This window comes from Blautia sp. HA8986, assembly GCF_056504635.1.
On the sequence record NZ_JBWLUQ010000001.1, the window covers coordinates 331,691 to 357,910 of the forward strand.

Annotated in this window: 14 protein-coding genes, 1 tRNA gene, 3 rRNA genes and 1 pseudogene; 14 read left to right on the forward strand and 5 right to left on the reverse strand. The window is 45.5% G+C overall.

Annotation, left to right across the window (positions count from 1 at the left end):
- The first annotated feature begins 834 nt into the window (after positions 1 to 834).
- The 6 genes from AC04Q4_RS01435 to AC04Q4_RS01460 all read left to right on the forward strand — a co-directional run bounded on the left by AC04Q4_RS01435 (position 835) and on the right by AC04Q4_RS01460 (position 7,383).
- Positions 835 to 2,364 (forward strand): 16S ribosomal RNA (locus tag AC04Q4_RS01435).
- Between the two features lie 57 nt (positions 2,365 to 2,421).
- Positions 2,422 to 2,539: ribosomal RNA gene (gene rrf / locus AC04Q4_RS01440) — 5S ribosomal RNA — on the forward strand.
- A 325-nt stretch (positions 2,540 to 2,864) separates the two neighbouring features.
- A 23S ribosomal RNA gene (locus tag AC04Q4_RS01445) occupies positions 2,865 to 5,753 on the forward strand.
- Together the 16S, 23S and 5S rRNA genes with 1 tRNA gene alongside form the textbook arrangement of a ribosomal RNA operon.
- Before the next feature lie 292 nt (positions 5,754 to 6,045).
- A tRNA-Asn gene (locus AC04Q4_RS01450) sits at positions 6,046 to 6,118 on the forward strand.
- A 128-nt stretch (positions 6,119 to 6,246) separates the two neighbouring features.
- A complete protein-coding gene (locus tag AC04Q4_RS01455) occupies positions 6,247 to 6,816 on the forward strand; it encodes an NUDIX hydrolase (RefSeq protein WP_119240612.1) in 570 nt (189 codons plus the stop codon).
- Between the two features lie 6 nt (positions 6,817 to 6,822).
- The gene (locus AC04Q4_RS01460) at positions 6,823 to 7,383 is read left to right on the forward strand and encodes a flavin reductase family protein (RefSeq protein ID WP_119240613.1); all 561 of its coding nucleotides are present in this window, start codon (positions 6,823 to 6,825) and stop codon (positions 7,381 to 7,383) included.
- Between the two features lie 92 nt (positions 7,384 to 7,475).
- On the opposite strand, the gene AC04Q4_RS01465 is transcribed toward AC04Q4_RS01460, so the two are convergent.
- Positions 7,476 to 8,297, reverse strand: coding sequence for a Cof-type HAD-IIB family hydrolase (locus AC04Q4_RS01465; RefSeq protein ID WP_173738759.1), 822 nt, complete (start codon positions 8,295 to 8,297; stop codon positions 7,476 to 7,478).
- Positions 8,298 to 8,615: 318 nt separating this feature from the next.
- On the opposite strand from AC04Q4_RS01465, the gene hydF reads away from it, so the two are divergent.
- Positions 8,616 to 9,848 carry a [FeFe] hydrogenase H-cluster maturation GTPase HydF gene (gene hydF / locus AC04Q4_RS01470; RefSeq protein WP_119240615.1) on the forward strand — a complete coding sequence of 411 codons (1,233 nt, stop codon included), beginning with the start codon at positions 8,616 to 8,618 and terminating at the stop codon, positions 9,846 to 9,848.
- A gap of 47 nt (positions 9,849 to 9,895) precedes the next feature.
- The gene (locus tag AC04Q4_RS01475) at positions 9,896 to 10,588 is read left to right on the forward strand and encodes a hypothetical protein (protein WP_119240632.1); all 693 of its coding nucleotides are present in this window, start codon (positions 9,896 to 9,898) and stop codon (positions 10,586 to 10,588) included.
- A 153-nt stretch (positions 10,589 to 10,741) separates the two neighbouring features.
- Here the strand turns inward: AC04Q4_RS01475 and AC04Q4_RS01480 are convergent, their stop codons facing one another.
- Together AC04Q4_RS01480 and AC04Q4_RS01485 are read right to left on the reverse strand one after the other, a co-directional pair.
- Positions 10,742 to 12,499, reverse strand: a complete 1,758-nt coding sequence (locus AC04Q4_RS01480) for an ABC transporter ATP-binding protein (RefSeq protein WP_119240616.1) — start codon at positions 12,497 to 12,499, stop codon at positions 10,742 to 10,744.
- On the reverse strand, positions 12,496 to 14,262 hold the full coding sequence (locus AC04Q4_RS01485) for an ABC transporter ATP-binding protein (protein ID WP_119240617.1): 1,767 nt from the start codon (positions 14,260 to 14,262) through the stop codon (positions 12,496 to 12,498). The genes AC04Q4_RS01480 and AC04Q4_RS01485 overlap by 4 nt, the downstream gene beginning before the upstream one ends.
- Before the next feature lie 315 nt (positions 14,263 to 14,577).
- On the opposite strand from AC04Q4_RS01485, the gene AC04Q4_RS01490 reads away from it, so the two are divergent.
- The gene (locus AC04Q4_RS01490) at positions 14,578 to 15,456 is read left to right on the forward strand and encodes a LysR family transcriptional regulator (protein ID WP_119240618.1); all 879 of its coding nucleotides are present in this window, start codon (positions 14,578 to 14,580) and stop codon (positions 15,454 to 15,456) included.
- Here the strand turns inward: AC04Q4_RS01490 and AC04Q4_RS01495 are convergent.
- On the reverse strand, positions 15,441 to 17,600 hold the full coding sequence (locus AC04Q4_RS01495; RefSeq protein ID WP_476388344.1) for a SulP family inorganic anion transporter: 2,160 nt from the start codon (positions 17,598 to 17,600) through the stop codon (positions 15,441 to 15,443). The two genes, AC04Q4_RS01490 and AC04Q4_RS01495, sit on opposite strands and share 16 nt — an antisense overlap.
- A gap of 185 nt (positions 17,601 to 17,785) precedes the next feature.
- On the opposite strand from AC04Q4_RS01495, the gene mnmA reads away from it, so the two are divergent.
- Together mnmA and AC04Q4_RS01505 are read left to right on the forward strand one after the other, a co-directional pair.
- A complete protein-coding gene (gene mnmA / locus AC04Q4_RS01500; RefSeq protein WP_119240619.1) occupies positions 17,786 to 18,868 on the forward strand; it encodes a tRNA 2-thiouridine(34) synthase MnmA in 1,083 nt (360 codons plus the stop codon).
- Between the two features lie 267 nt (positions 18,869 to 19,135).
- Positions 19,136 to 20,443 (forward strand): aminotransferase class I/II-fold pyridoxal phosphate-dependent enzyme, encoded by a 1,308-nt coding sequence (locus AC04Q4_RS01505; protein ID WP_476388345.1) that lies wholly within the window; start codon positions 19,136 to 19,138, stop codon positions 20,441 to 20,443.
- A gap of 132 nt (positions 20,444 to 20,575) precedes the next feature.
- Here AC04Q4_RS01505 and AC04Q4_RS01510 read toward each other — a convergent pair whose 3' ends face one another.
- Positions 20,576 to 21,427, reverse strand: coding sequence for a polysaccharide deacetylase family protein (locus tag AC04Q4_RS01510; protein ID WP_173757409.1), 852 nt, complete (start codon positions 21,425 to 21,427; stop codon positions 20,576 to 20,578).
- 693 nt (positions 21,428 to 22,120) lie between these two features.
- On the opposite strand from AC04Q4_RS01510, the pseudogene eno reads away from it, so the two are divergent.
- The 3 genes and pseudogenes from eno (at position 22,121) to rnr (ending at position 26,213) form a co-directional block, all read left to right on the forward strand.
- Positions 22,121 to 23,469: pseudogene (eno, locus tag AC04Q4_RS01515) on the forward strand (phosphopyruvate hydratase).
- Positions 23,470 to 23,539: 70 nt separating this feature from the next.
- Positions 23,540 to 23,773, forward strand: a complete 234-nt coding sequence (secG, locus tag AC04Q4_RS01520) for a preprotein translocase subunit SecG (RefSeq protein ID WP_119240622.1) — start codon at positions 23,540 to 23,542, stop codon at positions 23,771 to 23,773.
- Positions 23,774 to 23,951: 178 nt separating this feature from the next.
- Positions 23,952 to 26,213, forward strand: coding sequence for a ribonuclease R (gene rnr / locus AC04Q4_RS01525; RefSeq protein ID WP_476388346.1), 2,262 nt, complete (start codon positions 23,952 to 23,954; stop codon positions 26,211 to 26,213).
- The last annotated feature ends 7 nt before the right edge of the window (positions 26,214 to 26,220 follow it).

A 26,220-nucleotide genomic window follows, 5' to 3' on the forward strand; every position in this document is an offset into this window, starting at 1 on the left:
CAATTCGGTGAAGGACGGATGCGGACGCGATTGCGCCCTGTCCTGGGTTGAGGGAAGTAGTGTGGGGGTGAAGCGGTATTGGTATAACGATACGGTCAGAATAGTGTGACGTAAGGAACATCCTCGGCACAACGTTCTATATTGAATACCGCAGCATACAGACAAAAGTCAATAGTGTTACATATCGAAGATGTAACACAAGTTCCGTGCCCAACGGGGTGGGAGCGCGAGGGAGGGCGTTCGGGCTTCGGAACTCTGAGATCGCCTTCCCTCGCACTGTCCACATTGGAAATGTGACGTGCGTAGCCAGTGGTCCCTCCATGCCAATGGAAATTAACAAATTTAGCCAAACAAACAAAATAATCAAAAAAATTTGAATTTTATGGTTGACAAGCATAACTCCCAGTGGTATTATAACTGAGCTGTCGCAAATAATTGTTTTTGAAAAACAAACAATTAAAAAGAATTTCAGAAAAATGAAATTCATAGTTGACAAAAGACAGAAGATATGATAAAGTATCAAAGTCGCCAACAAAGCGGCAACAAAATCTTAACTCAAAAATGTTTGAAAAAAACTTAAAAAAGTGCTTGACAAACAAAAAGAGATGAGATAAAATAAACGAGCTGTCTGAGAGACAGACGCAACAAACCTTGATAACTAAACAGTGAAACACATACGATTCTCGAAAATTTCTTTACATTTAAAGAACGGTTCGGGTGAATGCGAAAGCATGAACCTGCTCCGATGAGCGGAAGCGAGTCGGAGTTACGACCTATTTAGCAGTAAAACGAGAGATAGCCAAACGGTTGTCTTGAGTAAATGAATCAAACATTTTATCAGAGAGTTTGATCCTGGCTCAGGATGAACGCTGGCGGCGTGCTTAACACATGCAAGTCGAACGGGAAACCTTTTATTGAAGCTTCGGCAGATTTAGCTGGTTTCTAGTGGCGGACGGGTGAGTAACGCGTGGGTAACCTGCCTTATACAGGGGGATAACAGTCAGAAATGGCTGCTAATACCGCATAAGCGCACAGGACCGCATGGTCTGGTGTGAAAAACTCCGGTGGTATAAGATGGACCCGCGTTGGATTAGCTAGTTGGCAGGGTAACGGCCTACCAAGGCGACGATCCATAGCCGGCCTGAGAGGGTGAACGGCCACATTGGGACTGAGACACGGCCCAGACTCCTACGGGAGGCAGCAGTGGGGAATATTGCACAATGGGGGGAACCCTGATGCAGCGACGCCGCGTGAAGGAAGAAGTATCTCGGTATGTAAACTTCTATCAGCAGGGAAGAGATTGACGGTACCTGACTAAGAAGCCCCGGCTAACTACGTGCCAGCAGCCGCGGTAATACGTAGGGGGCAAGCGTTATCCGGATTTACTGGGTGTAAAGGGAGCGTAGACGGATGGACAAGTCTGATGTGAAAGGCTGGGGCTCAACCCCGGGACTGCATTGGAAACTGCCCGTCTTGAGTGCCGGAGAGGTAAGCGGAATTCCTAGTGTAGCGGTGAAATGCGTAGATATTAGGAGGAACACCAGTGGCGAAGGCGGCTTACTGGACGGTAACTGACGTTGAGGCTCGAAAGCGTGGGGAGCAAACAGGATTAGATACCCTGGTAGTCCACGCGGTAAACGATGAATGCTAGGTGTCGGGGAGCAAAGCTCTTCGGTGCCGCCGCAAACGCATTAAGCATTCCACCTGGGGAGTACGTTCGCAAGAATGAAACTCAAAGGAATTGACGGGGACCCGCACAAGCGGTGGAGCATGTGGTTTAATTCGAAGCAACGCGAAGAACCTTACCAAGTCTTGACATCCCCCTGACCGGAACTTAACCGTTCCTTTCCTTCGGGACAGGGGAGACAGGTGGTGCATGGTTGTCGTCAGCTCGTGTCGTGAGATGTTGGGTTAAGTCCCGCAACGAGCGCAACCCCTATCCTCAGTAGCCAGCATATAAGGTGGGCACTCTGTGGAGACTGCCAGGGATAACCTGGAGGAAGGCGGGGATGACGTCAAATCATCATGCCCCTTATGATTTGGGCTACACACGTGCTACAATGGCGTAAACAAAGGGAAGCGAGCCTGCGAGGGTAAGCAAATCCCAAAAATAACGTCCCAGTTCGGATTGTAGTCTGCAACTCGACTACATGAAGCTGGAATCGCTAGTAATCGCGGATCAGAATGCCGCGGTGAATACGTTCCCGGGTCTTGTACACACCGCCCGTCACACCATGGGAGTCAGTAACGCCCGAAGTCAGTGACCTAACCGCAAGGGAGGAGCTGCCGAAGGCGGGACCGATGACTGGGGTGAAGTCGTAACAAGGTAGCCGTATCGGAAGGTGCGGCTGGATCACCTCCTTTCTAAGGGAAAAAGTAGAGAAGATGTGTTTTACTGTTTAGCTATCAAGCTGAAAGATTTCTGGTGCCGATGCGGTTGGGGGACACACCCGTTCCCATCCCGAACACGACGGTTAAGACCCAATCGGCCGATGGTACTGCACTGGAGACGGTGTGGGAGAGCAGGTGGGCGCCAGATCAAAAAGAAAAACAGGAGAGATCCTGATGAGAATAAAAGCTGGTTTTACCAGTGATCAGAGTTTACAAAAACAGTTTGTGAGTTCTGATGGCTGATAAAACATCAGTCAGCATTGTACCTTGAAAACTGCATACATGAAATTTGATTAAGTTAATCAAATATCCTTAAACGCAAAGTATTAAGAAATTAATGCAAACGCAAAGATAGGAAGACATCGATTTATCTGTTATGAACAGAGTAATCAAACACCGTTGTAAAACGCGAGAGCGTGATACAACAGAGAATCAAGAGACCGCATCACCTACGCTAGGGTGATGAAGCGAAAGGTCAAGCAATAAGGGCACAGGGCGGATGCCTTGGCACTAAGAGCCGATGAAAGACGTGATAAGCTGCGAAAAGCTTCGGGGAGGAGCAAATATCCCGTGATCCGGAGATTTCTGAATGGGGAAACCCGCATGAGCAGACCTCATGCATCCATACGCCAATCCATAACGTATGGAAGGGAACCCGGGGAACTGAAACATCTAAGTACCCGGAGGAAAAGAAAGAAACATCGATTCCGTAAGTAGCGGCGAGCGAACGCGGAGGAGCCTAAACCGGTGTGCGTGCATGCCGGGGTCATGGACTGCATTTAAGATTCAGCGAAGTTAACAGAACGGTTTTGGGAAAGCCGGCCGGAGAGGGTGAAAGCCCCGTACGTGAAAGCCAAGCTGACTGAGCAGGATCCGGAGTACCACGAGACACGAGGAACCTTGTGGGAAGTAAGGGGGACCACCCCCTAAGGCTAAATACTACTTAGTGACCGATAGCGCATAGTACTGTGAAGGAAAGGTGAAAAGGACCCCGGGAGGGGAGTGAAAGAGAACCTGAAACCCTGTGTCTACAAGCTGTGGAAGTGCTTTATATGCACAACCGCGTACTTTTTGTAGAACGGTCCGGCGAGTTACGCTTACTGGCAAGGTTAAGCACTTCAGGTGTGGAGCCGTAGGGAAACCAAGTCTTAAGAGGGCCTTAAGTCAGTAGGAGTAGACCCGAAACCGGGTGATCTATCCATGTCCAGGTTGAAGCTGCCGTAAGAGGTAGTGGAGGACCGAACCCACATCCGTTGAAAAGGGTGGGGATGAGGTGTGGATAGGGGAGAAATTCCAATCGAACCCGGAGATAGCTGGTTCTCCTCGAAATAGCTTTAGGGCTAGCCTCGGTGTGAGTCTTGCGGAGGTAGAGCACTGAATTTCCTAGGGGGCGTCAAAGCCTACCGAAGAATATCAAACTCCGAATGCCGTGTAGATATCACCGGGAGTCAGACTGCACGAGATAAGTTGGGCGGTCAAAAGGGAAAGAGCCCAGACCTACAGTTAAGGTCCCAAAGTGCGCGTTAAGTGGAAAAGGATGTGGGATTTCGAAGACAACCAGGATGTTGGCTCAGAAGCAGCCATACATTCAAAGAGTGCGTAATAGCTCACTGGTCGAGAGGTCCTGCGCCGAAAATGTCCGGGGCTGAAACGCGCCACCGAAACTAAGGAATCCGTAAGGATTGGTAGAGGAGCATTGTATATGGGAAGAAGCAGTACCGTAAGGAGCTGTGGACTGTATAGAAGAGAGAATGCCGGAATGAGTAGCGAGATAGAGGTGGGAATCCTCTAGGCCGAATATCCAAGGTTTCCAGGGTAAAGCTGATCTGCCCTGGGTGAGTCGGGACCTAAGGTGAGGGCGGGAGCCGTAGCCGATGGACAACAGGTTGATATTCCTGTACTGCAGTATAACAGAACTGTGGGGACACGTAAGGAGAGCGGGAGCCGGGAATGGAAAGCCCGGTACAAGCGAGGTACCAGTATGGTAGGAAAATCCGCCATGCAATGGGAAGACGTGATGTGGAGCGAAATATAGTAGCGAAGCCCGTGAGCCATGCGTCAAGAAAAGCCGCTATTGTTTATACTGTACCCGTACCGTAAACCGACACAGGTGGATGAGGAGAGAATCCTAAGGCCGGCGGAAGAAGTATTGCCAAGGAACTCGGCAAAATGGCCCCGTAACTTAGGGAGAAGGGGTGCCTGCGAGAGCAGGCCGCAGAGAATAGGCTCAAGCAACTGTTTAGCAAAAACACAGGTCTATGCGAAACCGAAAGGTGAGGTATATGGGCTGACGCCTGCCCGGTGCTGGAAGGTTAAGAGGAGAGGTTAGACATACGTCGAAGCTTTGAATTTAAGCCCCAGTAAACGGCGGCCGTAACTATAACGGTCCTAAGGTAGCGAAATTCCTTGTCGGGTAAGTTCCGACCCGCACGAAAGGCGTAATGATTTGAGCGCTGTCTCGGCAATACATCCGGTGAAATTGAAGTGCCAGTGAAGATGCTGGCTACCCGCGCCAGGACGGAAAGACCCCATGGAGCTTTACTCCAGTTTGGCACTGGGGTCCGGTGTTGCATGTACAGGATAGGTGGGAGGCTGAGAGATAGTGACGTCAGTTGCTATGGAGCCGCTGTTGGGATACCACCCTTGTGATATTGGGCTTCTAACCAGCCGCCGTGATCCGGCGGTGGGACAATGCCAGGCGGGGAGTTTGACTGGGGCGGTCGCCTCCGAAAGGGTATCGGAGGCGCCCAAAGGTTCCCTCAGAATGGACGGAAACCATTCGAAGAGTGCAAAGGCAGAAGGGAGCTTGACTGCGACACCGACGGGTGGAGCAGATACGAAAGTAGGGCTTAGTGATCCGGTGGTATTAAGTGGGAATGCCATCGCTCAACGGATAAAAGCTACCCTGGGGATAACAGGCTTATCACTCCCAAGAGTTCACATCGACGGAGTGGTTTGGCACCTCGATGTCGGCTCATCGCATCCTGGGGCTGTAGTAGGTCCCAAGGGTTGGGCTGTTCGCCCATTAAAGCGGTACGCGAGCTGGGTTCAGAACGTCGTGAGACAGTTCGGTCCCTATCCGGCGTGGGCGCAGGATATCTGAGAGGAGCTGTCCTTAGTACGAGAGGACCGGGATGGACGGACCGCTGGTGGACCGGTTGGCTTGCCAAAGCCATGGCCGGGTAGCCAAGTCCGGAAGGGATAAACGCTGAAGGCATCTAAGCGTGAAGCCCCCCTCAAGATGAGATATCCCATTCTTTAAGAAGTAAACCCCCTTGAAGACGACGAGGTAGATAGGGCAGGGGTGGAAGTGTGGTAACACATGGAGCTGACTGTTACTAATCGGGTGAGGGCTTGACCAACTAGCCGAGGAAGCGGGCAGGATGTAACAGAAATGGGGCGGAACAAGCTTGCTTGTGGAGAACCATTTATGGTACAGACTGAACATTTGGAAGCAAATGACATCGAGCAACGAAGTTGCGAGATGACCACCGCTGGAGTAGCCTAAAGAACAGGCGATGCAGCTTTAGCTGCGAGCCCGTGAAAAAAGGTGAATCGGTACGCAGGTTAAAATTGATTCAACAAAATGATTAACCATCAACAAGCATGTATGTAGTTTTTAAGGTACAAGCCTTAAATTAAATATTTAAGTATTCCTCCTTAGCTCAGTCGGTAGAGCATGCGGCTGTTAACCGCAGTGTCGTTGGTTCGAGTCCAACAGGGGGAGTTTTTTTGTGTCTGTAAACAAGGAGCTGTTTACAGGCATTTTTTACAGGCTGGAAACTGTTTCGAAATCATGCTAGAATGAGATTGATTTGGTTAAGAAAGAATAAAATATGAGAAAGAAGCAGAAAAATGGAATTATTTGATATCATAGATGAAAACGGTGATCCCACCGGACAAACTATAGAAAGGAGTATTGCTCACGCAGAAGGAATCCCTCATCGTACTGCTCATATCTGGATCATCCGCCGAGGAAATGAAAAAACAGAGATTCTTCTTCAAAAAAGATCCAGAAATAAGGACTCCTTTCCTGGAAAATTTGATACTTCATCTGCAGGTCATATACAGGCAGGTGATGAGCCAATGGAATCAGCATTGCGGGAACTGGAAGAAGAACTGGGAATCCATGCAGAACCAGCTGATTTGCAGTTTGCAGGAAAATTCCCCATATCTTTTGCCAGAGAATTTCATGGAAAATTATTTCGGGATGAAGAAATTGCTTTTGTTTATATCTATGACCATCCGGTAGAGATCGATCATCTTACACTTCAAAAGGAAGAAGTAGAAGAGGTACAGTGGTTTGATTTGGAAGAAACGTATCAGCAATGCAGTCAGCACAGAGATAAATTCTGTGTTCCGTTGGGAGGTCTGCAGCTTGTACGTCAATTTATAAAAAGTAACAATAATACAATAAAGGAGTGAAAGATCATGAGAAAAGATTTCGGAGCAAAGCCTTATACTTATCCACAGCCGGTATTAATGATCGCCACATATGGCGAGGATGGAAAACCGGATGTTATGAATGCAGCCTGGGGAGGAATCAGCGATGATAAGGAAATTTCCATCTGTGTCAGTGAAAATCACAAAACAACTGAAAACATTCTGAAAAAAGGTGCTTTTACAGTGAGCATGGCAGACGTGGAGCATATGACCGCCTGCGATTATGTAGGAATTGTTTCCGGAAACAAAGAGCCGGATAAATTTGAAAAAGCCGGATTTACAGCAGAAAAATCTGATAAAGTAGATGCACCTATTATCAAAGAGCTTCCGATCTGTGTGGAATGTAAGCTGAAAAGCTACGACAAAGAAACCTGCCGGCTGATTGGTGAGATCGTAAATGTTAGCGTGGATGAGAGCGTTCTGGATGAAAATGGAAATGTGGATGTCTCAAAAGCAGCACCGATCACTTTTGATCCGTTTAACAATGCTTATATCCGTCTTGGCGAAAAAGTCGGTGATGCTTTTAAAGCCGGAACGGCATTGAAATAAATATTATCTGCTGAAATATAGAAAGTCTCTTTCACAGGTACAGATGAAAAATTATCTTCTGGAAGAGACTTTCCATTTGTTATAAATATTCTTTAATTCAGAACTCCCAGTTCTTTAAAAGCCTGAAAAATACCGTCCTGATCATTACTCTTTGTTACAAAAGAGAAATGTTTTTGCAGCTCAGAAGGTGCATTTCCCATCAAAACTCCATATCCTACTGCCTCCAACATTTCCAGATCATTATAATTATCTCCGAATGCAATAGTACTGGAAAGAGGAATTTTTCGAAGATCGCAGAGATATTTTACAGCTTCTGCTTTGTTTATGCCGCCAGCCATGATCTCAAGAAGAGAATCGGAAGATCTTGCAATAGATAATTTCGGAAAATATTTGCGGAGAAGTGTTTCTGACGATGACATATATTCAGGATCGCACATACACAGGATTTTATCTATCATAACTGTATCTGAGAGAGAATGAAGTGATCCCTCCATGGAGATAGTTTCCACAACCGTTTCTTCATGGATCACATGAGGATCTGTCCGGTCTTTTACGATCCAGTCTTCTGCGGTAAAAACATTCCAGGTCACGTGAGGGCATTTTTTTTCGATCACATCAATGATTTTGGAAGCATCAGAAATAGTTATTCCTTTTTCATAAAGGATATTTTGATCTTCATCCAGGATCAGTGCACCACTGAATGCAATGGTGCAACAATGAAAATTATTTTTTTCTATAATAGGACGGATGCCGGAGGGGCTTCGTGCTGACGAAATAGTAAACAGAACACCCTGATCTGTCAAAGTATGAATGGCGGAGCTGGTCAGCGGAGATATAACATGTTCTGAGGTTAGTAAAGTGCCGTCGATATCGCTGAAAACAGCCTGTGGCTTAAATGAAGATGATGGTTTCATATCCGAAATCCTTTCTGTAAAAGATGAGTATCGGTGTTTCTGCATATAAAAATAGCACATAAATAACAAAATAAAAAGGTTTGTTTATGTTTTGTTCATGATATAATAAAGGAAATAATGTTTAAGGACAGAAAAATTGACTACTCAGAGATTATGTAAGCTTTGTAGAAAGGATATAAGGATCTGTTTTTCTGATAAAGTTAAAGAGTTGATAAGAGTGGAAGGACTGTCCGGCTTTTTAAAATCAAAAAGAAGCAGGTTGATGGGAACAGGAATGGATGAGAACCTGTCTGATGCTGAAAGAAAAGAGGAAGAATTATGGGAATGAATGAAACGCCGTCAGCAGACCGTGTACATATCGGTTTTTTTGGCAAAAGAAATGCAGGAAAATCCAGTATTGTAAATAAGGTGACAGGCCAGGAGCTGGCAGTGGTATCAGATGTAAAGGGAACTACTACGGATCCGGTAAGTAAGGCCATGGAACTGCTTCCCTTGGGCCCGGTGGTGATCATAGATACACCAGGTATTGATGATGAAGGCCATCTTGGAGAGCTTCGCGTCCGCAAGGCGAAACAGGTGCTGAACAGAGTGGATGTAGCAGTTCTTGTAGTAGATGCCACTGTGGGAAAAACCAGTGTGGATGAAGAATTGATCCGTATTTTTAAAGAGAAGGAGATTCCGTATCTGGTTGTTTATAACAAGGCAGATCTGCTGAAAACGAAAGACGGGAACCGGCTTTCTTCAGAAAATAAATTAAACCAGAACGCAGAGCAATCTATTTATGCCAGCGCCGCTACCGGTCAGAATATCTACGAGCTGAAAGAGAGGATCGCTTCTCTGGCAGTAACGGATGAACTGAAATTGCGTCTGGTAGGGGATCTTCTTGAACCATCAGATTTTGTGATTCTTGTAGTTCCCATAGATAAAGCTGCACCAAAAGGGCGCCTGATCCTTCCGCAGCAGCAGACCATCCGTGATGTGCTGGAAGCCGGAGCAGCAGCGATCGTGATCAAAGAGGATGAGCTTTCCAATACCCTGGAAAACCTGGGTAAAAAACCTAAGCTTGTGATCACAGACAGCCAGGTTTTTGCCAAAGTCAGTAAGGAAACACCGGAAGATATCTGGCTTACGTCTTTTTCTATTCTGTTCGCTCGATTTAAGGGGAATTTAAAAGCTGCAGCAGCCGGTGCAGCAGCGATCGACCGGCTGAAAGACGGAGATAAGATTCTGATCTCAGAGGGATGTACCCACCACAGGCAGTGTGATGATATCGGAACAGTCAAGCTTCCACGATGGATCCGTAATTATACGGGGAAGGATCTGGAATTTGAGTATTCCTCCGGAAGAGATTTCCCGGAGGATGTGACGAAGTACAGTCTGATCGTGCATTGTGGCGGATGTATGCTTAATGAGAGGGAAATGCGTTACCGTCAGAAATGCGCACTGGACCAGGAGATTCCCATCACCAATTACGGAATTGCCATTGCCTACATGCAGGGAATCCTGAAACGTTGTGTGGAAATGTTCCCGGATGTGCTGTCTGTTCTGTAAAAGCAGCAGCCATACTGAATCAGCAGAATAAAGGAGTTGCAGACACAATGATCGATCAGACACTAGCACAGGCCCTGCAGAAAGAAATCCCAATACTTACAGCCCAGATCCGAAGTCTCTATGCAGAATTCGATAAAAAATTTCATCTTAACGGAGCGAAGATTCCTATAACGTTTGGCATGGAGCCGGATCTTCTTGGATCGTATACAAGGGGCAGTTACCACGAAAAAGAGCATTTTCATTTTTCCCTGTTGTTTATCGGCTATGCGGTAAAAAATCCGCTGAAAAAAGAGGACAGGATGGATCTTTACAAACATGAATATGCTCATTACATGCAGCATAATTTTCACATTCCCACAGAATACCGATGGCAGCACGGAACTCACGGAAGCGCATGGAAATACTGTTGTTCCCTGACCGGTGCAGCACCAACGCCATATTATAAGGCAGGGGAAGCTCTGATGAAACACGATTACGAGAAAAAACTTAGAAGCCCGATTCATGACCGGACGGTAACAGTGCGAGATACATATCGGAGAGAGCAGCAGCACAGGAACACACAGAACAGCATTGTGCGCTATGAGATAGGAGAGGATATCAGCCATCCGAAATTCGGAACCGGGAATATTGAGCATGTAGAGCAGCTTCCGGGTTCTGTAAGACTTCATATCCGGTTTGGAAAAGAACTGAAAGTGATCGATCAGAAGTGGCTTCTCCGGACAAAATACAAGAAAAATTGAAACTGAGCAAGTAATGAATGCGGATGATTTTATTCGCTTGACTCAAAAAAGAAATGGACATTATTCTGGATATTACAAAGTAATTTTTTAAGACATAAAAAATTCTCCGGTACAGGGAACCTGCTTTCCGGAGAATTTTAAAGTCAGTTTATATTACTCAGCGACCCTCACAAACTGGCTGTTATACAGATCATTGTAGAATCCACCCCTAGCCATCAGTTCGTCATGGCTGCCTTGTTCGATAATGCTACCGTCTTTCATGACAAGGATCTCATCAGCATTGCGGATGGTAGACAGACGGTGTGCTACGATAAAGCTTGTTCTGCCCTGCATCATCCGGTCGAAGGCTTCCTGGATCAGCATTTCAGTTCGTGTATCAATACTTGAAGTTGCCTCATCAAGGATCAGCATCGGAGGCAGGCACAGCATAACACGGGTGATGCAGAGAAGCTGCTTCTGTCCCTGGCTTAAGCTGTCTTCATAAAGAATGGTATCCAGACCATCCGGAAGACGGCGGATAAATTCCCAGCTGTGAGACATTTTGGAAGCCTTGATCACTTCCTCATCAGAAGCGTCCGGTTTTCCGATGCAGATATTATCACGGACTGTTCCCTGCTTAATCCAGGTATCCTGAAGCACCATACCATAGCTGCTTCGAATGGCATGTCTGGAAACTTCTGTGATGGGTTTTCCATCTACGGAAATGCTTCCGCCGTTCACATCGTAGAATCGCATCAGAAGATTGATAAATGTTGTTTTACCGCAGCCGGTAGGACCTACAATGGCAATTCGTCTGCCTGGTTCTGTGTGCAGATTGAAGTTTTCAATCAGAGGTTTGTCCTCCTCATAGCGGAAGGAAACATTCCGGATATCCACAGCACCTTTTACATCATTAAGAGTTCCGGCAGGATCCGTGCTTTCCGGCTGCTCCTCCAGAAGATCAAAAATTCTGGTTGCACAGGCCAGAGCATTCTGAAGCTCTGTGATAACGGAACTGATGTCATTAAATGGCTTCATGTACTGATTTGCATAGGCAAGAAGTACGGAGAGACCGCCAACAGTAAGATGTCCGCCGGGGATCAGAAAAGCACCTGCAAGAGCTACACCTGCATAGATGATATTGTTGACACATCGTGTGGACGGGTTGGTTAGACTGCTGTAAAAAACAGCCTTCTGGCTGGAATCACGGAGTTCTTCGTTGATCGCAGCAAAACGTTCGGAAGAACGATTTTCGTAACCAAAGGCCTGAACCACTTTCTGATTTCCGATCATTTCCTCGATCAGTGCGGTCTGACGTCCACGGGCATCACTCTGTGCACGGAACATCTGGAATGAATGGGAGGAGATGAATTTTGCCACAAAAAAGCTTACAGGTGTCAGGACAATGACCATCAGTGTGATCCAGACATTTTTGGAAAACATGAAGATCAGGGTTCCGATGATAGTGATGATACCGGAAAATAACTGTGTAAACCCAAGGAGCATACCATCGGAAAGAATATCTGTATCTGCGATGACGCGGCTGATGATATCGCCGGTGCTGTGTCCGTCCAGGTAGGACAACGGAAGCTTCTGGATATGGCGGATAGATTTTGCACGGATATCCTGCACTGTGCGGTAAGTCATGCGGTTGTTGATAATACTCATCACCCATGTGGCAGCACCGGAAAGTACGATCATCACAAGAATTCTGGAAAGATAGAACCACATCCTTGAAAAGTTTACTTCATGGGTAGCTGCAACCTCATCAATGGCATAGCCGAAAAGTACAGGTACATACAGCTGCAGAATTACAGTGACAGCTGCAAGGATAATGCTTAATACAAGAAGAAAACGGTATTTTCCAATAAAGCGGAGCACCTTTAAGAAGGTTGCCATGCTATTTTTTGAGGTAATGTCTTTTTTGCTCATGCAAGAACCTCCTTTCCGGTAGTTTTTTCATATTTGATCCGTTCTTCCGGAAACTGTGAGAAAAAGATCTCACGGTAAGTTTCACAGGAATTTACCAGCTCCTGATGGGTACCTTTTCCTGCAAGCTGGCCATCGTCCAGTACCAGAATCAGATCGGCCTGACGGATACTTGCTGCTCTCTGGGAAACCAGGAAGGTGGTAGTGTTTCCGCCGAGCTGGTGGAGAGATTTCCGAAGTGCCGCATCTGTGGCAAAGTCAAGAGCACTGGCACTGTCATCCAGGATCAGGATCTCTGGTTTTTTCACAAGGGCGCGGGCAATGGTAAGTCTCTGGCGCTGGCCACCGGAAAGGTTCCGGCCGTTTTGTTCCAGACGGAAATTAAGCTGGCCGTCTTTTTTCTCCACAATCTCACGGGCCTGTGCTGTTGTAAGAGCTTCCCACATTTCCGCATCTGTGGCATCCTCACGACCCCAGCTTAAGTTATCGCGAATGGTTCCCTGGAAAAGAGCTGCCTTCTGAGGAACAACGCCGATTTTTTCACGGAGCTCCTTCCGGGAGTAGTCCTTAACGTTCTGGCCGTCAAGAGTGACAGTCCCTTCATTTGCATCATAAAAACGTGCGATCAGATCCACAAGGGTAGATTTACCGCTTCCGGTACCACCGATGATTCCGATAGTAGAGCCTTTTTTTGCTGAAAAAGTGATATCAGAAAGACTGGGTGCGCCGGTTTCTTTGTAGGAGAAGGTCACATGATCAAATGCAACAGCACAGTTATCCTGAACCTTGGATACAGCAGAAGTATTTTCCGGATAATTCATGGTAGAATTTACTTTCAGGATTCCGGCAACACGGTCTGCACAGGCCATGGATTTGTTCAGGGTGATGATAAGGGAAGCAAGCTTGATCAGCTCTACGATCATCTGTGCCATGTAGTTGTAAAGAGCAACAACTTCACCTTGTTGCATGTTTCCGAGATTAACCTGAATACCCGCAGTCTGAATCAGAATAACAGTTGCGATGTTGATCAGCACATAGGTAGCCGGATTTAACAGCGCGGAGATCTTTCCGACGAACTCATTAAGTTTTGTAAGTGCAAGATTGCTCTGGTCAAATTCTGAAACTGCGTCTTCCTCACGGCAGAATGCTCGGATGACACGGACACCGGTAAGATTCTCCCTGGTAAGTCGTGTTACGGTATCCAGGCGGCCCTGCACTTTTTTGAATAGCGGGATACTTAAAAACATGATCACAAAGACAACGAGGAACAGTACCGGGATGGCCACAACAAAGATCAGTGCACAACGTACATTGATAGTAAAGGCCATGACCATGGAGCCAAGAACGATAAACGGGCTTCGAAGTAGAAGACGAAGTCCCATATTCACACCGTTCTGTACCTGATTCACATCATCGGTAAGACGGGTGATCAGTGTGTCCGTTCCAAGGGTATCCAGCTCTGTGTAGGAAAGCTTCTGGATATGGTCAAATACAGCCTGACGTACTTTTGCAGCAAAACCTACGCTGGCTTTTGCTGCAAAAAACTGTGCAGTAATGCTGACTGCAAGTCCTGCGGCAGCCATCAGTATCAGAATAAAAAATCTCTGCACGATATAGCCGTGATCATTACAGGCGATTCCCACATCAATGATCTGGGCGATAACGATAGGCACAAGCAGGTCAAATACAACTTCCAGAAACTTGAAAAAAGGAGCCAGAATGCTTTCTTTTTTGTAATCTCGAAGATATTTTGCGAGTGTTCGCATTTCTTTTTCTTCCTCCGTTTCCTTATTTTTCTTAAACCTCTGTTATTATACTCCTATGGCGATAATACGTATAATATTGTTTTTAATGTATGGTAATATAATTTTACTATTGCCGTGGATGAAAATCTGTGGGATGATAGAAGTATGGTTTTTCGGATAATTGCGGGGAAAGATATTCATAGTATTTACAAAGTATTGCAGATATATCATTTTTTAACCGAATTAAGGAAGTCCTCTGTGGGACGGCGAAAAGCAATAAGCAGCAGATGGGTTTTGCCTGTGTTATATACCGGATAAAGAAAGAAGGATTTATATATGGAAATCAGACAGCTGGAATATTTTCACGAGATTGCAGCAACAGGAAGCATTAATGAAGCTGCAAGGAGACTGAATATGTCGCAGCCGCCGCTGAGTTATCAGATCAAGCAGCTGGAAGCGGAACTGAATGTGAAGCTTTTTGAGCGAACCAGGGCAGGAGTGACACTGACGGAAGCAGGCAAGCTTCTTTATGACAGGACAGAGAACATTTTGAGCTATGTCCGTTCTACAGAGCTGGAAGTATCCAAGGCAGGGAAAAAACAGGTTTTACGTATCGGGATCACGCCAACCACAGTGACCACCATTATGCCTTATATTTCCAGATTTTCAAGGGAAAACTCCGATGTAAACTTTGAGGTAAGGGATGCCATCACCTTTACGCTTCTGAATTATCTGATGGATGGGATCATTGATGTTTCGGTAGTACGGACACCTATCAAGCTGGATGGTTTAAATTATCTGGAGCTGGTTGAGGAACCCATGATCGCGGTTCTTCCTCCGGAGATTCCTGAAAATGAGACAAAAAAAGAGGGCATCAGCCTTAAGGAGCTGACCGGATGCCCTCTCATTATTTACCGGCGGTACGAAGAATTTCTGATGAAAGCTTTTGGAGAAAAAAATCTCCTGCCGGATATTTTCTGTGTCTGCGATGATCCCAGAGACGCCATGCTCTGGGTGCAGGAAGGTCTTGCAACCGCCGTTTTTCCAAGATCTATGGAAGATCTCTGTACAGACCTTCCGATCCGGATCATTGAAGAAGAGAAGCTGAAGACCAGGATCCTTCTTGCCTGGAAAAAGGATCGCAGGTCTTCTGCTGTGATGCAGGATTTTATCAATATCTGTCAGGAATATGCAGGAAATCAGTCTTTGAGATGATCTTCCTTCCAGTGTTTCCATTTCTGAACAGCTTCCGGATTCTGCTTTTCCAGCCGTTCTTCCAGCTTTTTCCGGCGTTGTTCCAACCGTTCCAGAACTTCAGGATGCTCGGCAAGGATTTTTTCTTTCAGCTTGCCACGGCGCTTTTCCAGAAGCTGAAGGATCAGTTTCCGGTCGGAAGTTAATTCTTCAGGCAGCTCATCCATATGTAATTCAATTCTTCGAAGCAGTTCATCCTCATCCAGAACACCAAGGCCGTGCCAGTTATCCAGAAGCTCTTCCAGACCTTCTTCAGAGAGTCGTTCGATATCCGGGATTTGGTGCAACTGTTCAATAATGTGATGGACAGATTCTTCGATCTCTTTTACTGCATCGTCACCAAAGGCCCAGGCAAACTCTTCCAGGGTATTTTCTTCTTCTGCCGGAAGAAAAGCGATACTGCGGCGCAGAAGCTTTGCCTCGTCTTCCTTTGGAACATCCAGTTCATAAGGGGATTCGATCCCTGCGTCATGCAGAGCAGCAAGAATGGTACGGCGAACCATACCGTCCTTGATCATATGACCGATCCCGAACTGACGCAGCTGGTCATTGATCTGGGTGGAATGCTCTGTGAGGTAAAAACGGATTCCACGTTTCTTCAGGCTTGCGGAGATAGCCTCCAGACGGTCTGCTGCTGTGACATCGATGCTGTTGATAGCACTGGCATCTATGATCACTACCCTGGTGTCTTTTTGGATGCTGTTCTCAATATCTTCCTGAAAAATCTTTATATTTGCAAAAAACAGGTTTTCACTGAAACGGTAGATCACAACGCCTTTAATAGGGTAGGCGAAACGATTTCTGGACAGATCAAAATAAGCATCTCTTCCCGGGATCATACCACGGAAGGAGCGCGGCGGGTTGGTGGCCTTCAGGATCACAGCTACGAAAGAGAGCAGGATACCAATGATAACACCGTAAATGGTTCCAAGACAGAGCACACTGAAACCGGCAGCCATGAAGATGTAGAATTCTGTACGGCTTACTTTGAAAAGACGTACAGCCAGATGAGTTTCCACTACATCCATCAGCGCAGAGATCACAATGGCAGTAAGCACAGGAACCGGGAGATATCCGATAAAACCGGTGAAGAAAAGAAGGATCACAGCCATGGTGATACCGGCAGTGATGGAAACCGCCTGGGATTTTCCACCGTACTGTTCGTTGAGGGAAGTACGGGAAATACTTCCGTTTACGGGGCAGCATCCGACTGCAGCAGCAGCTATGTTTCCGGCAGCACATGCCAGGATCTCCTGGCGATCATTCAGCTTGTAATCATTACGGAATGCAAAAGTATTTTCTGCAAGAAGTGTTTCGGCCATAATGACGACAGCGACCATGAGACCACGTCCTGCGGCCTGGGTGAAATCGATATTTCCAAAATCCGGGATCACCAGGGAAGGAAGACCACGTTCCACAGACTGGAGAAGTACCACACCTTTTTCATCCACATGAAAAACAACGGTGGAGAAAACCCCCAGTGCCATGATTACAATAGCCATGGGAAATTTTGGCGCAAGCTTTTTAAACAGCCGGATCAGGATCAGGGCACCAAGTCCCATAAAAAGAGAGAGCCAGCTGATATTTTTTGCGGCAGCAAAGATATGCTTTGCCAGCTCCAGAAGCTCGCCTGAGCCTGCGGGACTTCCCATGAGCTTGGGAATCTGCATAAGAATGATCGTAACAGCAATGCCACTGATAAAACCACCCATAACGGGTGTAGAGATGAAATCCACAATCTTATCTGCATGGAGCAGGAAGAATATGAACAGCCATAATCCGGCAAACAATGCAATAGCAGGAACATAATCCATGGCAGCTTCAGACTCTGCGGCAATGCCAAGAGTAGACAGTGCACCGCCTACAATAGCAGCAGGAGCAGCATCAACTCCGAAGATAAACTGTCTTGAAGTGGAAAACAGTGCAAAAAGCAGGATCGGGAAAACAGAGCCGTACAGTCCATACACCGCCGGAATCCCGGAAATCTGTGCATATCCCATGGAGATAGGAATGGAAACTGCGGCAATAATGATACCGGAAAAGATATCTTTGGGAAGGTATTCTTTACGGTAACCCCACAGTGTGGAAAACAGGGAAAGCTTCATATACTCACATCCTTTTCTGAAAAAATATGTTCTATTATATACCAAACAGCTCTCCGGGGAAAGAGCAGGTTACTTTTTACTGATGAAAAATCATGGACAAAGAATATCTGCCATATTATAATAAATGCGAAATTGCAGAGATGCTGTATAACAAAAAAGATCATCAATGAAAGGTTAAGATATAAATGAAAAAAGCGATCATAGCAATGAGCGGCGGTGTGGACAGCTCCGTGGCAGCTCTTCTTACAAAGGAATCCGGTGACGAGTGCATCGGTGCTACCATGAAACTTTACAACAATGAAGATATTGGTATCCACAGGGAAAAGACCTGCTGTTCCCTGGATGATGTTGAGGATGCCAGAAGCGTAGCCTATCAGATGGATATGCCTTATTATGTATTCAACTTTACCGCAGATTTCCATACAGAAGTTATGGACAGGTTTGTGGAGGCCTACGAAAACGGCTGTACACCTAATCCATGTATAGACTGTAACCGATATCTGAAATTTGATAAAATGTTCCACCGTATGCAGGAAATCGGCTACGATTATATTGTAACCGGACATTATGCAAGAGTGGAGTACGATGAGAAACGTGACCGCTACCTTCTGAAAAAAGCAGTGGACGACACTAAGGATCAGTCATACGTTCTCTATATGTTGACCCAGGAACAGCTGGCACATGTAAAGCTTCCTCTTGGAGGTCTCCGGAAGGATCAGGTCCGTGTTATTGCCGAAGAGCATGGCTTTATCAATGCCAGAAAACATGACAGTCAGGATATCTGCTTTGTGCCGGATGGCGATTATGCGAAATTTATTGAGAAGTACACAGGCAAAAAAACACCGGAGGGTGATTTTGTAGATAAAGAGGGAAACTATATCGGACGCCATAAGGGAATCATCCATTACACTATCGGCCAGCGTCGCGGTCTTGGAATCCCGGCAGCCAGCCGTCTTTATGTTTGTGAGATCTCTCCGAAAACCAATACTGTAGTATTAGGTGATAACAGTGATCTTTTCAGCAGTGAACTGGAAGCTGACAGTGTAAATCTGATCTCTGTGGCAGATTTAAGTGAGCCTAAGAGAGTTACTGCAAAGATCCGCTACCGTCATAAAGAGCAGCCTGCAATTGCATGGCAGACACCGGATGGTATCCTTCATGTGAAATTCGATGAGCCTCAGAGAGCCATCACAAAAGGCCAGGCAGTAGTAATGTATGACGGAAATGAGGTTGTAGGTGGTGGCGTTATAAATAAAATCTATAACTAGTCATAAATAAAGGCGAGAACCTAAACAGATAAACCCCATTGACATACTAGGAAAAGGGTGATATGATTGCATCATCAAAAAACGGAGCACACAAAACAAAGTGAGCAACGTGATGATCAGGAGGAAATCATGAAGGTTTTACAGAAGTCAACAAGGGTGTTTATCGAAGAAAAGCGAATGTGTTGTTGTCGCTGATAAGCAGATGATCATAAGATAAGAAATTACTATTTTACCGAATATAAGAATAAAAGAAAAGAGGACAAACACATGAGCAAAATTACAAGAGATCAGAGAAAATTCAAATTTGAGACATTACAGCTTCACGTAGGACAGGAAAATCCGGATCCGGTTACAGATGCAAGAGCAGTACCGATCTATCAGACATCTTCCTATGTATTCCGCAACTGCGATCATGCAGCAGCACGTTTCGGACTTGCAGATGCAGGTAACATTTACGGACGTCTTACAAACCCGACAGAGGATGTATTCGAGAAGAGAATCGCAGCACTTGAGGGTGGTTCCGCAGCACTTGCAGTAGCATCCGGTGCCGCAGCTATCACATACACAATAGAGAATCTTGCACAGCAGGGAGATCACATTGTATCTGCAAAGAATATCTATGGTGGAAGCTTCAACCTTCTTGAGCATACGCTTCCAGCATACGGAGTAACAACAACATTCGTAGATATCTTCAATCTTGAGGAAGTAGAGAATGCGATCCAGGAAAACACAAAAGCTGTTTATATCGAGACTCTCGGAAACCCGAATTCTGATGTTGTAGATATCGAAGCAATTGCGAATATTGCTCACAAACATAAAATTCCGCTTGTTGTAGATAACACATTTGCAACACCATACCTTGTAAGACCGATTGAGTACGGTGCAGATATCGTAGTTCATTCTGCAACAAAATTCATTGGCGGACATGGAACAACAATTGGTGGAGTTATCGTAGAGGGCGGTAAGTTCGACTGGGAGGCATCCGGTAAATTCCCGTCCCTTACAGAGCCAAACCCAAGCTATCATGGCATAAGCTTCACAAAAGCTTGCGGACCGGCTGCATTTGTTACAAAGATTCGTGCGATCCTTCTCCGTGACACAGGAGCAACAATTTCTCCTGTAAGCTCTTTCATCTTCCTTCAGGGACTTGAGACACTGTCTCTCCGTGTAGAGCGTCATGTGGAGAACGCACTGAAGGTTGTACAGTATCTGAATAATCATCCTCAGGTAGAGAAGGTTCATCATCCGTCTGTAGCAACAGAGGCAAGCCAGCAGGAGCTTTACAAGAAATATTTCCCTAACGGCGGCGGTTCCATCTTTACATTCGAGATCAAGGGAGATGCACAGAAAGCTAAGGATTTCATTGATAACCTTGAGCTGTTCTCACTTCTTGCAAATGTCGCTGATGTGAAATCTCTTGTTATCCATCCGGCTACTACAACACACAGCCAGTGCACAGAGGAAGAGCTTCTTGACCAGGGAATCAAACCAAACACAATCCGTCTTTCCATCGGAACTGAGAATATCGATGATATCATCCAGGATCTTGATGAGGCATTCAAGGCAGTTCAGTAATTCATGATAATTAAATAAGAAGAACACCTTCTAAATCAATAGCACAGAAAAATCTGTCCCGGGACGTATGGTTTATACAGTCCCCGCGGACAGATTTTTTCATATTTGAAGCAGGAAGCTGCATATCTATATTCAGGCAGACTTCACAAGCTCTTCCAGTGTTCCGAAGGTATATCCCATTTCTTTCCATTTTGTCAGCAGCTCATCCAGGATCTCTGCATTGGTGGAAGAAGTGCTGTGCAGCAGTACAATAGCACCCGGGTGGATCCGTCCCAGAAGTTTCTGGAAGGCTTCTTCTTTTGAGGGCTGTTTATCCTGATACCAGTCAACATAAGCCAGACTCCAAAAAAAGGTACTGTATCCCAGATCTTTTGCCATCTGGAGATTATCCGTGCTGTAGATTCCCTGCGGTGGACGGTAAAATTTCGTCATTTCATTTCCGGTTGCATCTTTATAAAGAGCTTCCACATCTTCCAGCTGTTTCTGAAAAGCTTCTTTTGTGGAGATGCCGGACATATCCGGGTGGGTCATGGTATGGTTGCCGACTGTGTGGCCAGCATCTGAAATTTCCCGGATCAGTTCAGGTTTTTCCCGGATTAGTGTTCCCACAACGAAGAAAGTCGCGTGCACCTGGTGTTTATGTAAGGCGTCCAGGATTGCAGGCATATTTCCATTCTCATATCCTGCATCAAATGTGAGATAGATGATTTTTTCATCTGTATCCTGTGCATACCAGGCATTATACTGCTTCAACTCTTCAATAGAAGCATTGCCTGAAGGTCTTGTTCCCTCCTCCTGGAAACCAAGTCCCCAGTTTTCACTTTGAGCAGACAGCGATGCAGAAGAAGGCTGGCTGTTTTCTTCTGAATTTTGGCTGGCGGCTGAACGGGAAGTAAAATGATAGGAGATTTTTCCCACAAGACTGCCGAGAGCAAAAGCCATGATAAAAAGAAATATAAGACGGTAAATTTGCTTTAATTTCATAGGAACCTCGGAAGAGCGGAGTTATTAATAAAATTATGAGAAGTGAAGGAAGAATATAACAAAAATAAGAGCCATCAGCGATTCATTTCTTCTGCCGATGACTCTTTTAATTTTCAGTATCCAATGGAATATACCTCTCATTTCTTAGATTTAAAACTTATACGGAATTAAAATTTACGTTCTCGGTGGTCCGTACCTCCTTGGTTTAATTATGAAGGAAAATCTTTAAATCTTCTGGTGGACTGTACCTCTCTTTCTTAGATTATTGGAAGTAAGTTATGTTTTCGGTGGGTTCACGCTCCTTTTTGATTTGTTTTTTGTTTTCCGTTTGTTTTATTTGATGGTTATACTATAACAGATAAAAACGGAGTTGTCAACACTAAATTTGAAAAATAATAAAATTAAATTAAAAAAGAAAAATAACAAGAATATATTATGCAAAATATTCAGATAATAATAACATGCAATCATAGAGGAAAGGATTTTGTTCGCAGGTGGTCGGATGATAATATCTGTTAAAGGAAAGCATGGCAACGTAGTCATCAGTTTTTTACACAGCGTATAGACAGGCTGTATTTCGGATAAGATATCTTTATGAACATAAGAAAAAACATAAAGAACTGTAAAGTGTGCAGAGAACCATGATCAGTCAGCATTATCACAAGAATATTATTTTCAAGGAGGGAAAACAAAATGCTACGTTATCTGCCTGTTCGAAAAATTCACGCGAGACAAGTCCTGGATTCCAGAGGAAATCCTACTGTAGAAGCAGAAGTAACAGTAGGAGAAGGAATCGTAGGGATCAACGGATTTACGGGAAGAGCCATGGTGCCGTCAGGAGCATCTACAGGAAAATTCGAAGCAGTAGAGCTGCGTGATGGAAACCGTGAAGAATATCTTGGGCAAAGTGTAAAAAAAGCAGTGGAAAACATTAATACCCGTCTGGCGGATGCCATCATCGGGGAAAATGCCTTGAACCAGGCATGGATCGACCGTCTGATCCTTGATACGGATGGCACGGAAAACAAAAGCAGCGCAGGAGCCAATGCCACTCTTGCCGTATCCCTGGCAACTGCCCGTGCAGCAGCAGGAGCTTTAAGGATCCCGCTGTATCAGTATCTGGGAGGCTGTCATACAACAAAACTTCCAGTACCTATGATGAATATTTTAAATGGCGGAAAACATGCGGATAATACAGTAGACCTTCAGGAATTCATGATCATGCCTGCAGGGGCCGGCTGTCTGGAAAAGGGAATCCGCATGTGTGCGGAGATCTACCAGCATTTAAAGCTGCTTCTCAGGGAAAAAGGTCTTTCAACAGCAGTAGGAGATGAAGGTGGTTTTGCCCCGGATCTTGCTGACTCCAGAGAAGCACTGACATTGATCGTCCATGCAGTGGAAAAAGCAGGCTACAAACCAGGCGATGAGATTTCCATTGCCATAGATGCAGCTTCCAGTGAACTTTATGATGAGGAAAAAGGAGTATATTTTTTTCCGGGGGAAAGCCGCATGAAAGGGGAAAAAATTACCGGGATGCCAGAGAAATGACAGCATATTATGAAGAACTGGTGGAAGAGTTTCCCATTGTGTCCATTGAGGACGGACTCTGTGAGGATGACTGGGATGGATGGAAATATCTCACAGAACATCTGGGGAAAAAGATTCAGCTTGTTGGAGATGATCTTTTTGTTACCAATATCAAAAGGCTTCAATGTGGAATCCAGCTGGGAGTTGCCAACGCGATTCTTATCAAGGTAAATCAGATCGGAACCCTGACAGAAACTCTGGATGCGGTGGAGATGGCCCAGCATGCAGGATACCGGGCCGTAATCTCCCACAGATCCGGTGAAACAGAGGATTCCTTTATCGCAGATCTTGCTGTAGCCTGTGGCGCAGGGCAGATCAAAACAGGCGCACCCTGCAGGTCTGACAGGAATGCGAAATATAATCAGCTGCTGCGGATCCATGAACAGCTGGGAAGTCTTGGCAGATTTGAAGATCCCTTTGTCCGGGAAAAACCCAAAAAGCCCTGCACAAAATAAACGGAAAACAGTTGAAATCCGGTATCAGCTATGGTAAAATAACCTCTAGTTGATTAGGAGGTGTAACCGCGTGAATATTTTGAAGATTATTCTGACTGTAATTTATGCAATAGATTGTATCGCTCTGACTGTTGTCGTACTGATGCAGGAGGGTAAGCAGCAGGGTCTTGGCTCTATCGCCGGAGTAGCTGATACCTATTGGGGTAAGAATAAGGGACGTTCCATGGAGGGTGGTCTTATAAGAGGAACCATTATCATGGGAGTTATTTTCTTTGTACTTTCAATTGTACTGAACATTATCTGACCGACAGTTTATCCGGTCAGAATGTGGGAACACTCTTGCTGCGTTAGCATGCAGAAGGAACTCTGAAAGGAGTCTTCTTTTGTTAATCAGCAGGAGTGTTTTTGCGTTGATATAAGATCCGCGGGGAAATCCTTTCTGAAAATTACTGAAGTAGAATTATTATGAAACAGGAGAAATTGTGAAAAGATCAAAAAAATTTGAAAAAAGAAAAAAATTCGTGATGGAGCTGTTGGGAGATCCGCTGTACAAGCCTATGCGCCTGCGTGAGATCGGTTCTCTGCTCCGATTGGATAAAGGTGAAAAAAAAGAACTTTTTGAGGTGCTGGATGAGCTTTGTGCCCAGGGAAAAGCTGAAGTTGACAACAAGGGCAGATACAGCAAAGCCTCCGGCAGACATAAAGAAAGAGGAAAAAAGAAAGACCGTTTTAAATCCGAGAAGAAGGACAGAAACAGCCGTGAAAGAGATCGCAGAGAAGAATATCGCGAGGAACATCATTTTTCTGAAAAAGACGGAACTATTATGGAAGGGACCTTCATTGGTCATTACAAGGGCTTTGGTTTCGTAGAAGTGGAAGATCAGGAGCAGGACATTTTTATTCCGGAGAATGATACGGGAAGTGCCATGCATCAGGATAAAGTGCAGATCCTTGTGCGAAACGGGCATAAAGAAGGCAAGCGTCCGGAAGGCGTTGTGCTGAAAGTTCTGGAACGTGGAATGCCTTCTATTGTGGGAACATATCAGAGCAGCAGGGACTATGGTTTTGTGATCAGTGACAACCCCAAGTTTTCCAAAGATATTTTTATTTCCCGAAAGAATTCCATGGGAGCCAAAGACGGGGATAAAGTAGTGGTTGAGGTAACAGATTATGGCTCCAGAAACAGAAAACCAGAAGGAAAAGTGACAGAAGTCCTGGGAAATTTACGTTCACCGGGAACCGATATTCTGGCAATCGTGAAGAGCTTTAATATTCCAAGTGTATTTCCAGACAAAGTACTCCGTCAGGCAGATCGTGTGCCGGATCATGTGCAGGAAGCAGATATGGACGGAAGGCTGGACTTAAGAGATTTTGTTACTGTTACGATTGACGGTGAGGATGCCAAGGATCTGGATGATGCCATTTCCCTGACAAAAGAAAACGGAATCTACCATCTTGGCGTGCACATTGCAGATGTAAGCAATTATGTTCAGGGTGGCAGTGCTCTTGACCGTGAAGCACTGAAACGGGGAACTTCCGTATATCTGGCAGACCGAGTGATCCCTATGCTTCCGGAGCGGCTTTCCAACGGGATCTGTTCTCTGAACCAGGGGCAGGATCGTCTGACCTTAAGCTGCCTCATGGATATCAACGAAAAAGGTAAGGTTATTTCACATAAGATTGCGGAGACAGTGATTTGCGTGAATGAGAGAATGTGTTATACAGATGTTAAGAATATCCTGGAGGATACTGATGATGAGGCGAAGAAGCGGTATGAATCACTAATCCCGATGTTTTTCCTGATGAAAGAGCTTTCAGGACTTCTTCGCAGTCGCCGTCATACAAGAGGATCCATTGATTTTGATTTCCCGGAAAGCAAAATTATTCTCAATGCAGCAGGTAAAGCCATCGATGTACAGCCATACGAAGCTAATGTTGCAACCAGGATCATTGAGGATTTTATGCTTCTTGCCAATGAGACTGTTGCACAGGAGTATTGTACCGGAGATTATCCTTTTGTATACAGAACCCATGAAACTCCGGACCCCGAGAAGATCGAGAGCCTTCTGATGCTTCTTCATAATGAGGGAGTTAATATTCAGAAATCCGGTCAGGAGATCACGCCGGGAGAGATCCAGGAAATTCTGGAAAGCATAGAAGGCCTGCCCAATGAGGCGCAGATCAGCCGCATGACGCTGCGTACCATGAAACAGGCAAAATATACAACGGAATGCAGCGGTCATTTTGGTCTTGCTGCCAAATATTACTGCCACTTTACTTCACCGATCCGAAGATATCCGGATCTTCAGATCCACAGGATTATCCACGACAGACTGCGTGGAAGGCTGGTGAGGGAAGGTCGTGCTGAACATTACAAAGAAATCCTGGATGAAGTGGCACGCCAGTCCAGTGTGTGCGAGCGGCGTGCAGATGAGGCAGAAAGAGAATCTGACAAGCTGAAAAAAGCTGAGTACATGTCCTATCACCTGGATGAGGAATATGAGGGGATCATTTCCGGCGTTACAGGCTGGGGACTTTATGTGGAACTTCCAAATACTGTGGAAGGACTGATCCATATCAATACATTACGTGACGATTATTATGTATATGACCAGGATGCCTATGAGCTGCGGGGCGATATGACCGGCCGGATTTTCCGTCTTGGGCAAAAAGTCCGTGTACGTGTGGCAGATGCAGACAAGATGCTGAAAACCGTAGATTTTGTTCTGGTTGAGGAAGACTGAGGGAGCA

Excerpts from the sequence above, each read along its gene's own strand:
- AC04Q4_RS01455 (WP_119240612.1), top strand. The coding sequence starts at position 6,247 with ATGGAATTATTTGATATCATAGATGAAAACGGTGATCCCACCGGACAA.
- AC04Q4_RS01460 (WP_119240613.1), top strand. The coding sequence starts at position 6,823 with ATGAGAAAAGATTTCGGAGCAAAGCCTTATACTTATCCACAGCCGGTA.
- AC04Q4_RS01465 (WP_173738759.1), bottom strand. The coding sequence starts at position 8,297 with ATGAAACCATCATCTTCATTTAAGCCACAGGCTGTTTTCAGCGATATC.
- hydF (WP_119240615.1), top strand. The coding sequence starts at position 8,616 with ATGGGAATGAATGAAACGCCGTCAGCAGACCGTGTACATATCGGTTTT.
- AC04Q4_RS01475 (WP_119240632.1), top strand. The coding sequence starts at position 9,896 with ATGATCGATCAGACACTAGCACAGGCCCTGCAGAAAGAAATCCCAATA.
- AC04Q4_RS01480 (WP_119240616.1), bottom strand. The coding sequence starts at position 12,499 with ATGAGCAAAAAAGACATTACCTCAAAAAATAGCATGGCAACCTTCTTA.
- AC04Q4_RS01485 (WP_119240617.1), bottom strand. The coding sequence starts at position 14,262 with ATGCGAACACTCGCAAAATATCTTCGAGATTACAAAAAAGAAAGCATT.
- AC04Q4_RS01490 (WP_119240618.1), top strand. The coding sequence starts at position 14,578 with ATGGAAATCAGACAGCTGGAATATTTTCACGAGATTGCAGCAACAGGA.
- AC04Q4_RS01495 (WP_476388344.1), bottom strand. The coding sequence starts at position 17,600 with ATGAAGCTTTCCCTGTTTTCCACACTGTGGGGTTACCGTAAAGAATAC.
- mnmA (WP_119240619.1), top strand. The coding sequence starts at position 17,786 with ATGAAAAAAGCGATCATAGCAATGAGCGGCGGTGTGGACAGCTCCGTG.
- AC04Q4_RS01505 (WP_476388345.1), top strand. The coding sequence starts at position 19,136 with ATGAGCAAAATTACAAGAGATCAGAGAAAATTCAAATTTGAGACATTA.
- AC04Q4_RS01510 (WP_173757409.1), bottom strand. The coding sequence starts at position 21,427 with ATGAAATTAAAGCAAATTTACCGTCTTATATTTCTTTTTATCATGGCT.